The following is a 13,859-nucleotide window of genomic DNA, read 5'->3' on the forward strand; positions in this document are numbered from 1 at the left end:
CGCTGGCGATCCGGTGGGCGTCGGTGATGGCTGGCGGCGCCGGTGTCGCCGCGTCAGCCGATGTAGCCCCACGCGCAAGGCTAGTGCCGGAACAGCTGTGTCGGGTCGTATCAGCACAGCTGCCGCTTGCGCGGCCCGGCAGGCCGCACTCCATCTCAGGTCAGCGTCGCTCCGGCATGCAGGGCAGTCGTACGGTCACGCGCAATCCGCCATGCGGCCGATTGTCCAGACGTAGGTCGCCGCCGTGCGCCAGCACGATGCTGTGCGCCACCGACAAGCCCAGCCCGATGCCGCCGGTGTCGCGATTGCGCGAGGACTCGCCACGCACGAACGGCAGCAACAATTGTTCGCGCTGGGTGGGATCGATGCCGGGGCCGTCGTCGTCGATCCACAACACGCCGTCCTCGCCGTCGCGCTGCAGTTGCAGACGGGCGCGCTTGCCGTATTTCAACGCGTTTTCGAGCAGATTCATGACGGCGCGGCGCAATGCCAGCGGGTCGCCGTCCAGGGTAATTTCCGGGCCGGGCAGCAGCTCGGCGTCGGCGCCGATATCGGTGGCGTTGTCGACCACGCTCTCCACCAGCAAGCGCAGATCCAGCGGCGCGCGTTCGCCGCGATGACGGTCGTTCTGGATGAAGTCCAGCGCTGCGGAAATCATCGCCTTCATCTCGTTGATATCGGCCAGCGCCTTGTCGCGCAGCGGTGGTTGCAGGCCATCCAGACGAAACGACAGCCGCGCCAGCGGCGTGCGCAAGTCGTGCGCGATCGCTGCGACCATGTGCGTGCGTTCGTTGATCAGGCGGTTCAGGCGCGCCTGCATCGCGTTGAACGAATCGGCCGCGCGCACGATTTCCGGCGGGCCGCTGCGTTGCAGGGCCGCGGCATCAGGATTACGGCCCAGGCGGTCGGCAGCCTCGGCAAAGCGCTTGATCGGTGCCGACAGCGCGCGCGAAAACCACCATGCCAGCGGCACGTTGGCCAGCAGGCCGGCCAGGAACAGCAGCACGACATGCGTCTTGAACTCGCCCGAGAGGCGTCGACGCGGCGATTCCACCGTACGCCAACGGCCATCGGGTTGTTGCAGGGCGGCGGTGAACCCGTCCAGCAGCGGTACGCCCGGGGTCAGGCGCTCGCTTTCCCATGCGCCGGGTAGCTCGTCCGGCCGCAGCCCGTCGCCGGACAGCGCAGCGGGGTGGCTGTCGCGCGGCCAGTCGTCCGGAAACGGCGGCAGAGGTTGCGTGCCCAGGCGTTCGTGCGCCCCGCCACCGCCACCGCCGTCGCCGGCGTGGTCCCGGTTGGACCAACGCTGCGGCGGCAGCATGCCTGGCTGCGGGCCTTCACGATCATTGGCGTTGCGATAGAACCGCACCTGGCGTTCGGGCACATCCAGCCAGTGCGCAAGCAGCATTTCGGCGAAGGGGTCGCGCACCTGGCCTGTCGGCGGCACCGGGGCTTGCGCCGATTCATGCACTTTCAGGGTCTGGGTCCCGGCCGGCATGCGGGTGGAGAGCAGCGCCACCACTTCCGGCGGATGGACGGGAGGCTCGTAGACGGGGGTACGCATCACCAGCAGGGCGATGCCCACCGCCTGGGCGGTGAGCAGGGCCACCGCCAGCAATACAAAGGTCCGCGCAAAGATCGACAGCCCGCGCCGTGCCGGTTTGCTCACAGGCGCGAGACGCTCGGCAGCAGCATGTAGCCCTCGTTGCGTACGGTGCGAATCAATTCGGTATGGACGCGCTCATTGATTTTGCGGCGCAGGCGGCTGATCTGGCTGTCGATGGCGCGGTCGTAGACGTCGGTGTCGCGGCCACGGGCGTAGTCCAGTAACTGGTCGCGGCTGAGCACGCGCTGCGGGTGTTCGACGAAGGTGCGCAGCAGCGCGAACTCGCCGTCGGACAGATTGATGAAGATGCCGGTAGGGTCGCGCAGGTCGCGGCGTACCACGTCCAGCCGCCAGCCGGCGAATTCGTAGACGTTTCCGCGCTGGTCGGCCTGTTCGTTGCTGGCCTGGCTGCGCCGCAGCAGGGCGCGCACACGCGCCAGCAATTCGCGCGGATTGCAGGGCTTGGCGAGGTAATCGTCGGCGCCGACTTCCAGCCCGATGATGCGGTCGGTGTCGTTACCCAGCGCGCTGAGCATGATGACCGCAGGTGAACCGCGCTCGCTGGCCAGGGCGCGCGCTGCACTCAGCCCATCTTCTCCCGGCATCATCACGTCGAGTACGATGAGGTCCGGGCGGCGCTGCGCCATGACAGAGCGCATCTCCGCCACGTTTTCGGCCATATCCACCTGGTAGCCGTGGGCGCTCAGAAATTCGCCGATCAGCTTGCGCAGGTCCGGGTCGTCGTCGACCACGAGAACGCAGGGTTGTTGCAGGTCCATAGGGATCATCGTCTGTGGCGCGGCGCTTGGCCCGCGCAAGGTGGTGGCTGCCGGATACATGGTGCTCGCAATTGCAGGGCTGGAGCACGCATCATAATGATCGAATTTGTCAACCATTGGCACACGTGTAACGCACCATGACAGACCAAGACATCGCGCAGGAAGCCACGGCATCGACACTATGCGGTTGTACTGGCGCGTGCGTGCATGACAAGGCATTTCCAATGATGCGGGTGATCAGTCGCGACAACGGCGTGGGGCTGACCCGCGACATGGTGCTGATGGCCAACACGCTGCGCGCTGGCGGCGTGCCGGTGCAGGAAGTGGGATTCACCAGTCAGCGCCTGCACGACACTGGGCGCGAGGCGCGCCTGTGGGCCAGCCGCATGCTGTTCGGGCGGGTGCCGCTGCAGATCTTTTCAGAGCGCGTGTACAAGCGCTGCCTGCCGCTGGGGCAGATCAACCTGCTGGTGCCCAACCCGGAGTGGCTGCTGCCCAAGCGGCTGCCATTGCTGCCGCGCTTCGATGCGGTGCTGTGCAAGACCCACCATGCCGAGCGAATCTTCCGCAGCCTCGGGTGCGCCACACGCTTCATTGGCTTCACCAGCCCGGATCGGTACGACGCACGCGTGTTTCGTCAGCGCGCTTTCTTCCACCTGGCCGGGCGCAGTACCGCCAAGGGCACGCGCGTCTTGCTGGACACCTGGCAGCGGCATCCGGAGTGGCCGCTGCTGACGGTGGTGCAGACCCGCGCACCGCCGGCAAACCGGTCGTGGCCCCGAACATCGACCACCGCGTGGGGTATCTGGACGATGCCGAACTGCGCCGCATGCAGAACGCGCATCTGTTCCATCTATGCCCCTCAGAGGCCGAAGGGTTCGGGCACTACCTGATGGAAGCGCTAAGCGTGGGCGCGGTGACGCTGGCGACCGACGGCGAGCCGATGAATGAATTGATCAGGCCCGAACACGGGGTGCTGATTCCGGTGGCCGAGGTGCGTCAGCGCCGTCTGGCATCGTATTACTACGTGGACGCGGCAGGCATCGCACAGGCAGTGGAAACCGCCCTGGCATTGCCACAGGCCCAACTGGACCAGTTGTCGGCCAACGCGCGCGCGTTCTACCAAGGCAACGATGCGGCATTTGCCGCGCGCTTTCGCGCTGCGGTGCTGGCCTCGCTACCGGAGCATGCAGTGGACGCTGCGGTCGCCGCGGCGCCGGCTGCCGTCGAAAACTGACAGCGACAGCATCTGCGTCGCCACCTGTCGGACCAGCTGCATCTTCCGACGCGTCAGCCGAAGCATGCGTTGCACGCACCTTGCATCTGCGCTGCGCATGCCGGCAAGCGCCAATCCTCGCCGGCGCGCGGCGCGCGGTGGCAAATGCGCAGCACAGTCAGCTGCAACGCTTTCCGGACGAGCGCGGCCCAGCCCGCGTCCGCCGTCTGCATGCCGTGCGCAGATGTGCCATCCAGCCAGGGAGATCACGATGGTCCACGCACCACCACGCGTTGTCGTTACCACTGCAATACTCGCAGCGCTCAACCTGGCAGGTTGTGCGAATTTCTGCGGTGTTGCGCATCATGCGCCTCTGCCCTACGCGCATCGTGAACCGCCACCGCCACCGCCACCGCCGCCGGATGCAAGAAACATCGATGCGGTACCGGCTTGTGCGCCGGAACACGATGTGGTCCCAACGCCGCCTGCCGACCTCGCGCACCGCGCTGCGCCGGAGCGGCAAGATCGGGAAAGCGTCGACGGCTGCCTGGTGCACAGGGGCGTCCCACCGCCGCCGCCGCCCTTCGATGGCGACGCATTCGACGCACCGGATGCAGCAGATGGACCGCCTGGCCTGCCGCCAGACGATTCCGAATTCGACGCAGCGTTGCAGGCATGCGCTACCGCCGAAGGCATCGCAGCGCCGTTCCCGCAGGCGCCTTCGCCGGACCTGCCGCCCGACCTACTGGCGAAATGCCTGGATGCCGCAGGATTTGCTCCGCCGCCGCCGCCGCCGCCGCCGCCGCCGCCACCGCCACCGCTACCGCTACCGCCACCGCCACCGCCACCGCCACCGCCACCGCCACCGCTACCGCTACCGCTACCGCTACCGCTACCGCTACCGCTACCGCCGTTCCAGCCCCCGCGCTGATGCGGGGACGCCACATCGGCGGTCGGCAACGGTAGGGATGATCGAAGGGTCAGGTGTTGCGGTCATGGCCCGCAGCCATCGTTGTGCTGGGTATCTCGCGCGTCTGCGGCGTGCGAGGTGTCGCCACCTCTGCGCAATGTGCGTGCTGCACTGCGGTTACAGGTGGCCTCTTCACCCATGTGCTGCCAGCGCGCAACTCGCGCATCCCCCAATCTGCCAACGAGGGGCGGTGATCGCGCTCAACAAGACGACCGTCAGCAGGCCGCTGGGCATAGCTTTTTTCGAAACAATCCATATACTGCCCCCCAGTATTTCGCTGGAGCCGTCATGCCGCATTCGCCGCACGAGAAAAAGCGAGCGCTGGCGCGCGTGCGCCGGTTGCGCGGGCAATGCGACGCGCTGGAGCGGGCGCTGCAGGCGGGCGCAGACTGCGCTCCGGTCTTGCAGCAGATCGCCGCGATTCGGGGTGCCGTGAACGGGCTGATGTCGCAGGTGCTTGAAGCGCATATCCGCGAAGACTTCGGGCACGCCGCCGCATCCGATGCGCAACGCGCCGAGCGGGTGCAGGACCTGCTCGGTCTGGTCCGGTCCTACCTCAAATAAAACTCCCACCGGGTCGGCGCTGGTCGCGCCCCCGTCCTCGAACCTCATCGTCAGGAGCGTCATCCCATGAAATCCCGTGCAGCAGTCGCATTTGGGCCCGGCAAGCCGCTGGAAATCGTCGAAATCGACGTCGCGCCGCCGAAAGCCGGGGAAGTGCTGGTCCGCATCACCCACACCGGTGTGTGCCACACCGATGCCTTCACGCTGTCTGGCGACGACCCGGAAGGCATCTTCCCGTCGGTGCTCGGGCATGAAGGCGGCGGCATCGTCGAACAGGTCGGCGAAGGCGTGACCAGCGTCAAGATCGGCGATCACGTGATCCCGCTGTACACGGCCGAATGCCGCAAGTGCAAATTCTGTTTGTCCGGCAAGACCAACCTGTGCCAGGCCGTACGCGCCACCCAGGGCAAGGGCCTGATGCCCGACGGCACCACGCGCTTCTCCTACAACGGCGAGCCGATTTATCACTACATGGGCTGCAGCACCTTCAGCGAATACACCGTCGTGCCGGAAATTTCGCTGGCCGTGGTTAACCCGGAGGCACCGCTGGAGAAGGTCTGCCTGCTCGGCTGCGGCGTCACCACCGGTATCGGCGCGGTGCACAACACCGCCAAGGTCAAGCCCGGCGAGAGTGTTGCCGTTTTCGGCCTGGGCGGCATCGGTCTTGCGGTAATCCAGGGCGCGGTACAGGCCAAGGCTGGGCGCATCCTGGCCATCGACACCAATCCGGGCAAGTTCGATCTGGCGCGCAGCATGGGTGCCACCGACTGCATCAACCCCAAGGACTACGACAAGCCGATTCAGGAGGTCATCGTCGAGTTGACCGATGGCGGCGTGGACTTCAGCTTCGAATGCATCGGCAACGTCAATGTGATGCGTTCGGCGCTGGAGTGTTGCCACAAGGGCTGGGGCGAGAGCGTCATCATCGGCGTGGCTGGCGCCGGCCAGGAAATCAGCACGCGTCCCTTCCAGCTGGTGACTGGTCGCGTATGGCGCGGCAGCGCCTTCGGTGGCGTCAAGGGACGTACGCAATTGCCGGGCATGGTGGAGCAGTCGATGAAGGGCGAGATCGACCTGGACCCATTCATCACCCACACCATGCCGTTGGAAGAGATCAACGAGGCCTTCCACCTGATGCACGAGGGCAAGTCGATCCGCACCGTGATCCATTTCTGACCAGGCGGCCAGGAGCGGCGCGCGGCCGCTTCCGCGCACGTGGTACCCGACACTCCGGGAGGAGCGTAATGACTAACGTGTCGATTCATCCTTCGGTAGATGATGGTGTTGCGCGAGATGGTGCAGAACATTTTCAAGGCGGCACGCTTGAATGCCACTGCGCCAGCGACAAGGTGACCGTCGAGGTGTCTGCGCAGACCGCGCATAACCATGCTTGCGGTTGCAGTAAATGCTGGAAACCCGATGGCGCGAAGTTCTCGGTCGTGGCGGTGGTTCCGCGCGACAACGTCGAGGTCACCGCCCACCAGGAAAAGTTGAAGATCGTCGACGAAAGCGCGACGATCCAGCGCCATGCGTGCACCGGTTGCGGCGTACACCTGTATGGGCGGATCGAAAACAAGGACCATGCGTTCTACGGTCTGGATTTTGTGCACACCGAGTTGTCGAAACAACAGGGCTGGTCGGCACCGGGCTTTGCCGCGTTCGTCTCGTCGATCATCGAAACCGGCACGCCGCCGGAGCAGATGGATGACGTACGCGCGCGTCTGACCGAACTGGGATTGCCGCCCTACGACTGCCTCTCCCCAGCGTTGATGGATGCCCTGTCGGCCCATGTGGCACGCAAGAAGGGTCTGTTGCATTGATGGTCCAACCCTGCAACCGGCGATCCGGCTGCAGGGTTTTCTCTTCGTAAGGAATCTCATGGAACGTATCGAACACCGCGCCTGCTTCGGCGGCTGGCAGGATGTCTATCGGCATCAGTCGCACACCTTGAACTGCAACATGCAGGTGGGCGTTTACCTGCCGCCGCAAGCCGCGGACGGCCCGTTGCCGGTGCTGTACTGGTTGAGCGGTTTGACCTGCACCGAACAGAATTTCATCAGCAAGGCCGGCGCGCAGCGCTATGCGGCCGAACATGGCGTGATCCTAATTGCGCCCGACACCAGCCCACGGGGCGAGGATGTGGCGGATGCGGACGGTTACGACATCGGCAAGGGCGCCGGCTTCTACGTTGATGCCACGCAAGCGCCATGGGCGGCGCATTACCGCATGTACGATTACGTGGTGAACGAATTGCCGGCGTTGATCGAAGCGACTTTCGCCACCACCGGTGCGCGTGCGATCAGTGGCCATTCGATGGGTGGGCACGGCGCCTTGACCATCGCACTGAAGAACCCGGGCCGCTATCGCAGCGTGTCGGCGTTTTCGCCGATCGTGGCGCCCAGCCAGGTGCCGTGGGGCGAGAAAGCATTTGGCCAGTATCTGGGCAACGACCGCGCGACCTGGAAAGCCTACGATGCCACCGCATTGATTGCCGACGCTCAGGAGCGTTTGCCGCTGCTGATCGATCAGGGCGATGCGGACGAATTTCTGCAAAACCAGCTGAAAACCGCGCTATTTGAAGGCGCCGCCAAGGTCGCGGGCTACCCGGTGACGGTGCGGCTGCAGCCCGGTTATGACCACAGCTACTACTTCATTTCCAGCTTCATCGGCGAGCACATTGCGCATCATGCTGCGGCCTTGCGTGGGTGAGTGCAGGCGCTCGCGTGCATGACCTAAAGACGCGCAGCGCAGCTGGGAGTTGCATGACACAGACATCGGTTGCGCCTGTACGCTGCCGCACCCTGGCTATCTCATCGCCGCGTTCGCCGAACTGCTGGCTCCGGGTTTCGCTGCGATGATCACGCCGGGCATTGTGTTGCCGGTGCTGGTTGGCGAAACGACGCCGTGCCAGTGGCCGCTGATCAAAAGCGTCGATCGCGCGCGCTGGGATGCCAGGAGTTTTTGCAACGTGGATCTGTTTTGGAGCGGCTGCCAGAACGTTGCGAGTCGTCGTTACGTCCGCATGGGCCGCGCTTGGGCGACAGAATGTAAGCTTGATGCACGCCGCACCGAGGGCCGGGCACAGCCGCCTGGCGGCGAGCGCAGTCATTCTGCCAGTCCGCCGAGCGCGGCCCTTTGCAGCAGTCGCGTATTGATCGAAAACGCAGTTTGATGGACAACGCAGTGTCGGTGCGAACCAGCCACCTGCGTGATGCCTGTGAACGTCCGCGGGCGGCGTTTCAACGCGGTCATCGTGCAGCCAGTTTGCCCAGCCGGCGCATTGCCGCTTCCAGGGTGTCGCTCCACGGCTGGCCGCAGCTCAGACGCAGGTGGTCGGCGTAGTCGCCACGGCTGGAATACAAATGCCCGGGCGAGGTGCCGATGCGTTCGGTCAGTGCCGCTTCGAACAACGCCTGGCCGCTGCCGCCTGCGGGCAATTGCAGCCAGAGCGACAATCCGCCAGCGGGGTCGCCGACGCGCGTGCCGTGTGGCCAGTACCGCACGATCGCATCGCGCAGGCGTTGCCCGTTGTTGGCCAGTGTGCGCCGCAGCTTGCGCAGGTGGCGTTCCAGATCGTGATGCGCCAGGTAATCGGCCAGCGCCAGTTGCGGCAGGCTGGCACCGCCAACTGTGGAAAAATATTTGGCGCGCACCAGTGCGTCGGTCCAGTCGCCTCCGAGCAACCAGCCCACGCGCAGGCCCGGGGCCAGCACCTTGGAGAACGAGCCGCAGGTGATCACGTTGGCATGCGTATCGAAGTGGCGCAGCGGACGTGGGCGCTGGCCCGACCAATCGAGCTCGCCGTAGATGTCGTCTTCGATCACCACCGTGCCATGTCGCGCGCAGCTGTCGAGCAGGGCGCGCTTGGCGCTGTCGGGAGTGAGGCTTCCAATGGGATTATTGAAATTGGGCACCAGCACGGCAGCGCGCACCTTCGTGCGTTGCAGTAGCGACTCCAGGCGCGCGATATCGATCCCCTGGCCGCTGCGGTTGGGCACCTCCAGCACCTTGAGACGCAATGCGGCCATCGCCTGCAAAATGCCGTGATACGTGGGAGTTTCCACCAGAACGACATCGCCGGGCATGGTGAGTGTGCGCAATGCCAGGCTGATGGCCTCCATCGCGCCGGCGGTGATTACCACTTCGTCCGCAGCCACGCTGGTGGCGCAATGCGCGTAGCGTTGTGCGATTTGCCGCCGCAGCGCGGCATGACCTTGCGGTGGCGCGTAATCCAGTGCGGCAGTGCGCTGGCGCCGCACCTGACGCGACAATGCGGCGGCCAGGTGCGCGGCGGGTAACAGGGCCGGCGCAGGAGTGGCGGTGTGCAGCGGCAACAGGTCGGTGCGCGCCACGGTGTCGAGCACGCGCTGCAATGCCGGATGATCGACCATACCAGGCGTGCGTCGACGCGGCGCAGGTAGCGCGGCAGGCGATGCAACGGCCGTGGCGCGCACGAAGTAACCCGCGCGCGGCCGCGCCTGTACGCGTCCTTCGCGCTCGAGTTGCAGACACGCCTGCACCGCCGTGGCCGCGCTGATGCCGTGATTGGCGGCCAGCTGCCGGATCGAGGGCAGCCGCTCGCCGGCGCGCAACGTGCCACGCTCGATCTGCTCGCGCAGCCGCATGGCGAGCGATTCGTACAAGAGCATTGAGGGCGCCTTATCTGTACTGGTTGATTTGTAGCGTATCTGAATCTGTACTGGTCGGGGGGCAGCGCTGCACACTGCTGCTGTGCCGGCCCGCGTGTCGGCGTTCCCGTTGTGTGCGAGGCCGGTCATGCCGCTTTCCGTGTTCGTCATCGATGCGTTCACCACGCTCCGCTTCAAGGGCAATCCGGCTGCGGTGGTGCCGCTGCAGGCCTGGTTGCCGGATGCGCTGATGCAGGCCATCGCCAGCGAAAACAACCTGTCGGAGACGGCATTCTTCGTACGCGATGCCGATGGCGTGTTCGCGATCCGCTGGTTCTCGCCGCTGAAGGAGGTCGGCTTCTGCGGTCACGCGACGCTGGCCAGCGCGTTCGTGATCGCCACCCAGCAACTCGCACCGTTCCCGTTGCGTTTGTGTGCGGCCGCGGTCGGCGAACTGGGTGTGGAACGGCTTGCCGACGGCAGCTTCGAGATGCGCTTTCCGAACCAGGCGCCGGCCTTGGTGGCAGCGGTACCGCAGGCCCTGCTCGATGCCTTGTCGATCGCGCCGCAGGCGGTCTACGCCAATCGGCAGGCGTACATCGCGGTGTACGCGGACGAGCGCCAGGTGCGCGAGGTGGTGCCGGATCTGACGCGCATGTTGGCGTTGGCGCCGCGGGATGTTGCGGTGACCGCGCCCGGCAGCGGCCACGATTTCGTATCGCGCTATTTCTGGCCGGCCAATGGCGGCGCCGAAGATCCGGTGACCGGCTCCATCCATGCGGCGTTGGCGCCGTTGTGGGCGCAGACCCTGGGCAAGGCGCAGCTGACCGCACTGCAAGCTTCGGCGCGTGGCGGCGAGCTTGGCTGCCGGGTCGAGGGGCCGCATGTCTATGTGCGCGGCAGCGCGGTGCAGTACCTGCATGGGACGATCGCGTTGTGAGCGCGGCCGTCGCCGTTGCTACCGGCGTAGCGCGCCGTGCCGTCTGGCAATTGCTGGTGGCCGAAGTGCTGATCGGCTCGGTCGGTGTGTTCGTGCATGAAAGCCGCCAGGATCCAGTCACCGCCGTGTTCTATCGCTGCCTGTTCGGTGCGCTGTTTCTCACCGTGTGCGGTGTGTTCGGCGGCCAGTTGCGGGGTCTGTGGCACGAGCGCGCATTGCTGCGCGATGCGACCATCAGTGGTGTATTGCTGGTGCTCAACTGGGTGGCATTGTTCGCCGGCATGGCGCGCTCGTCGATCGGCGTGGCGACGATGGTCTATCACGTGTTCCCGTTCGTCATGCTCATCCTGGCGGCGGTATTACAGGGCGAGCGTACGCGGCGCGCGGATCTGGGCTGGACGCTGCTGGCATTCGTCGGGGTGGCGTGCTCCGCCGATCCGGCGCGGCTGTGGCAGGCGGCCGATCGCGGCTATCTGCTCGGCATCGCGCTGACCCTGCTGGCAGCCTTGCTGTGCGGCGCATCGCTGCTGATGTCGCGTCGCATCAGCCGCGAGCGCCCGCTGGCGGTCGTGACCGTGCAGTGCTGGGTCGGCACGCTGCTGTTGGCCGGCTTCTCCAGCAGTGCGGCGCTGCATCCAGGGCTGCATTGGGTCTGGCTGGTCGGGTTGGGCGTGATCCACAGCGGCGTGGTGTACGTGCTGTTCTATTCGTCGTATCGCCATCTGCACGTGGCCACGATCGCCGTGTTGGCGTTTGTGTACCCGTTGGTCACGCTGCTGCTGGATTACCTGCTCTACGGCCACGCCTTGGTACCGGTGCAGTGGCTGGGGCTGGCGCTGATCGTGGTCGGCACGCTGGCGGTGAATCTGAAATGGCGATGGCCACGCCGCGCAGGGACGACGGCATGACCTCGGCCTGCCACGCAGGGCGCGTGGCGATGCAGCTTCAGCGAACGTCGCGCATTTGCCAGTGCGAGCCAGCCAGTGCCTGCATGCGCTGCTTGAAGAGCTCGCCCGGGAGACTGGTGGTGGCGACCAGGTCGATGCGCAGATCGTGCTGCTTGCCGGTGACCGTGGCGGCCGGGTCGGTAATGCCCAGGCTGGGGTCCACCTCGTCCGGGTCGGTCTGCAGCTGGCGCCAACGATCGAACCAGGCCGGGTCGCGCAGCGCCGCCTGCAATTGCTCGGCAAAGGCTTCGGCGCCATTGGCGGTGAAGCTCACCGAGGGCGCGCTACCGCGGGCGAGCTTGGGATCGGGCAGGCTGATCGAATAGCTGACAGGCATGTGCAAGGCTCAGATGGATGACGCCGGCACGGTAGTGCAGCGTAAGTGAGCATGCCGTCGACGGGAGAACAGGCGACTGCACAGGCGCAGGTGGACGGCGATAGCAGCCAACAGCCAAGCACCCGTCCGATGACATCGCAGATAAAAAAGGCGCCTTTCGGCGCCTTTTTCTACTCCGACGACGACTTACTTCAACGCTTTGAAGCGCAGGCGCTTGGGGCCGGCGTCGTCGCCCATGCGGCGGCGCTTGTCTTCTTCATACTCGCGATAGTTGCCCTGGAAGAACTCCACGTGCGAATCGCCTTCGAAGGCCAAGATGTGCGTGGCGATGCGGTCCAGGAACCAGCGGTCATGCGAAATCACGAAGGTATTGCCAGGGAATTCCAGCAACGCATCTTCCAGCGCACGCAGGGTTTCGATGTCCAGGTCGTTTGACGGTTCGTCGAGCAGCAGTACGTTGCCGCCCTGCAGCAGGGTCTTGGCCATGTGCAGACGACCGCGCTCACCACCGGACAGCGAACCGACCATCTTCTGCTGGTCCTGGCCCTTGAAGTTGAAGCGGCCGATGTAGGCGCGCGACTGGATCTCGATGCCGTTGATGTTGAGGATGTCCAGGCCCCCAGCGATTTCCTGGAACACATTGTGGTTGCCTTCCAGCGCGTCGCGGCTCTGGTCCACGTACGACAGCTGCACGGTCGGTCCGACCACGATCTCGCCGGAGTCCGGCTTTTCCTGGCCGGTAATCATCTTGAACAGGGTCGACTTACCGGCACCGTTGGGGCCGATGATGCCGACGATGGCGCCCGGCGGCACGATCATCGACAGGTTGTCGATCAACAGGCGGTCGCCGAACTTCTTGGACACGTTCTTGAACTCCATCACCGCGTTGCCCAGGCGTTCGCCCGGCGGGATGAAGATCTCGTTGGTTTCGTTGCGCTTCTGGTAATCGACCGATTGCAGCTCTTCCAGGCGGGCCAGACGTGCCTTGCCCTTGGTGCGGCCGCCCTTGGCGTTCTGGCGCGACCATTCCAGTTCCTTCTGGATCGCCTTCTGGCGGGACTTCTCCTGGTTGTCTTCCTGCTTGAGGCGCTCGTCCTTCTGGGTCAGCCAGTCGGTGTAGTTGCCCTTCCACGGAATGCCGCGGCCGCGGTCCAGTTCCAGGATCCACTCGGCGGCGTTGTCGAGGAAGTAGCGATCATGCGTCACCGCCACCACGGTGCCGGTGTAGCGCGCCAGGAACTGCTCCAGCCATTCCACCGACTCGGCGTCCAGGTGGTTGGTGGGTTCGTCGAGCAGCAGCATGTCCGGCTTTTGCAACAGTAGGCGGCACAGCGCCACGCGACGCTTTTCGCCACCGGAGAGCTTGCCGACGATGGCGTCCCACGGCGGCAGGCGCAGCGCATCGGCGGCCACATCCAGCTGGTTTTCCAGGGTGTGCGCATCGCCGGCGGCCAGGATCGCTTCCAGGCGTTCCTGTTCCTTGGCCAGCGCGTCGAAATCGGCGCCTTCTTCGGCATAGGCCAGATACACCGCGTCCAGCGCGGCCTGGGCCTGCAGCACGTCGCCCACGCCCTCTTCCACCGCCTCGCGCACGGTGTGCTCGGGATTGAGCTGCGGTTCCTGCGCCAGGTAGCCGACCTTGATGCCCGGTTGCGGGCGTGCCTCGCCTTCGAAATCGGTGTCCACCCCGGCCATGATCTTCAGTACCGTGGACTTGCCCGCGCCGTTCAGGCCCAGCAGGCCGATCTTGGCGCCCGGGAAGAAGCTCAGCGAGATGTCCTTGATGATCTGCCGCTTGGGCGGGACCACCTTGCTGACGCGGTTCATGGTGTAGATGTATTGCGACATGGGGGCTCCGTGGACGCAGGCAGC

At 65.5% G+C, this 13,859-nt stretch carries 12 protein-coding genes and 2 pseudogenes; 9 read left to right on the plus strand and 5 right to left on the minus strand.

Annotated elements, in window-relative coordinates; genetic code table 11:
- Nucleotides 1–160: 160 nt before the first annotated feature.
- Together F7R02_RS03795 and F7R02_RS03800 are read right to left on the minus strand one after the other, a co-directional pair.
- The gene (locus tag F7R02_RS03795; protein ID WP_029996013.1) at nt 161–1,669 is read right to left on the minus strand and encodes an ATP-binding protein; all 1,509 of its coding nucleotides are present in this window, start codon (nt 1,667–1,669) and stop codon (nt 161–163) included.
- Complete coding sequence (locus tag F7R02_RS03800) at nt 1,666–2,385, minus strand: response regulator (RefSeq protein ID WP_011050505.1); 720 nt, start codon at nt 2,383–2,385, stop codon at nt 1,666–1,668. Before F7R02_RS03800 ends, F7R02_RS03795 begins: the two co-directional genes overlap by 4 nt.
- Before the next feature lie 137 nt (nt 2,386–2,522).
- Here F7R02_RS03800 and F7R02_RS03805 point away from each other — a divergent pair.
- From F7R02_RS03805 to F7R02_RS03835, 7 genes and pseudogenes are all read left to right on the plus strand, one after another.
- A pseudogene (locus F7R02_RS03805) lies at nt 2,523–3,622 on the plus strand (glycosyltransferase).
- A 448-nt stretch (nt 3,623–4,070) separates the two neighbouring features.
- Nucleotides 4,071–4,427 (plus strand): annotated as a pseudogene (locus F7R02_RS03810) (hypothetical protein); the annotation flags it as partial.
- 432 nt (nt 4,428–4,859) lie between these two features.
- A complete protein-coding gene (locus F7R02_RS03815; protein WP_005911021.1) occupies nt 4,860–5,135 on the plus strand; it encodes a metal/formaldehyde-sensitive transcriptional repressor in 276 nt (91 codons plus the stop codon).
- A 66-nt stretch (nt 5,136–5,201) separates the two neighbouring features.
- A complete protein-coding gene (locus F7R02_RS03820; RefSeq protein ID WP_003482588.1) occupies nt 5,202–6,311 on the plus strand; it encodes an S-(hydroxymethyl)glutathione dehydrogenase/class III alcohol dehydrogenase in 1,110 nt (369 codons plus the stop codon).
- Nucleotides 6,312–6,379: 68 nt separating this feature from the next.
- Nucleotides 6,380–6,955, plus strand: a complete 576-nt coding sequence (gene gfa, locus F7R02_RS03825) for an S-(hydroxymethyl)glutathione synthase (protein ID WP_078565056.1) — start codon at nt 6,380–6,382, stop codon at nt 6,953–6,955.
- 58 nt (nt 6,956–7,013) lie between these two features.
- Nucleotides 7,014–7,844 (plus strand): S-formylglutathione hydrolase, encoded by an 831-nt coding sequence (fghA, locus tag F7R02_RS03830; RefSeq protein WP_078589480.1) that lies wholly within the window; start codon nt 7,014–7,016, stop codon nt 7,842–7,844.
- 49 nt (nt 7,845–7,893) lie between these two features.
- Nucleotides 7,894–8,307 (plus strand): hypothetical protein, encoded by a 414-nt coding sequence (locus F7R02_RS03835; RefSeq protein WP_235857287.1) that lies wholly within the window; start codon nt 7,894–7,896, stop codon nt 8,305–8,307.
- Between the two features lie 76 nt (nt 8,308–8,383).
- On the opposite strand, the gene F7R02_RS03840 is transcribed toward F7R02_RS03835, so the two are convergent.
- Nucleotides 8,384–9,784 (minus strand): aminotransferase-like domain-containing protein, encoded by a 1,401-nt coding sequence (locus F7R02_RS03840; RefSeq protein ID WP_033483827.1) that lies wholly within the window; start codon nt 9,782–9,784, stop codon nt 8,384–8,386.
- Between the two features lie 127 nt (nt 9,785–9,911).
- Between F7R02_RS03840 and F7R02_RS03845 the strand changes: the two genes are divergently transcribed.
- Together F7R02_RS03845 and F7R02_RS03850 are read left to right on the plus strand one after the other, a co-directional pair.
- Nucleotides 9,912–10,703, plus strand: coding sequence for a PhzF family phenazine biosynthesis protein (locus F7R02_RS03845; RefSeq protein ID WP_078589478.1), 792 nt, complete (start codon nt 9,912–9,914; stop codon nt 10,701–10,703).
- Entirely contained in the window at nt 10,700–11,611 is a 912-nt protein-coding gene (locus tag F7R02_RS03850) for a DMT family transporter (protein ID WP_033483825.1), read from the plus strand. Before F7R02_RS03845 ends, F7R02_RS03850 begins: the two co-directional genes overlap by 4 nt.
- Nucleotides 11,612–11,648: 37 nt before the next feature.
- Here F7R02_RS03850 and F7R02_RS03855 read toward each other — a convergent pair whose 3' ends face one another.
- Nucleotides 11,649–11,987 carry a hypothetical protein gene (locus tag F7R02_RS03855; protein ID WP_003490302.1) on the minus strand — a complete coding sequence of 113 codons (339 nt, stop codon included), beginning with the start codon at nt 11,985–11,987 and terminating at the stop codon, nt 11,649–11,651.
- Nucleotides 11,988–12,173: 186 nt separating this feature from the next.
- Complete coding sequence (ettA, locus tag F7R02_RS03860; RefSeq protein ID WP_005910999.1) at nt 12,174–13,835, minus strand: energy-dependent translational throttle protein EttA; 1,662 nt, start codon at nt 13,833–13,835, stop codon at nt 12,174–12,176.
- Nucleotides 13,836–13,859 lie beyond the last annotated feature (24 nt).

Source organism: Xanthomonas cissicola, assembly GCF_008801575.1.
In the GTDB taxonomy this organism is placed as follows: Bacteria; Pseudomonadota; Gammaproteobacteria; order Xanthomonadales; family Xanthomonadaceae; genus Xanthomonas; species Xanthomonas cissicola.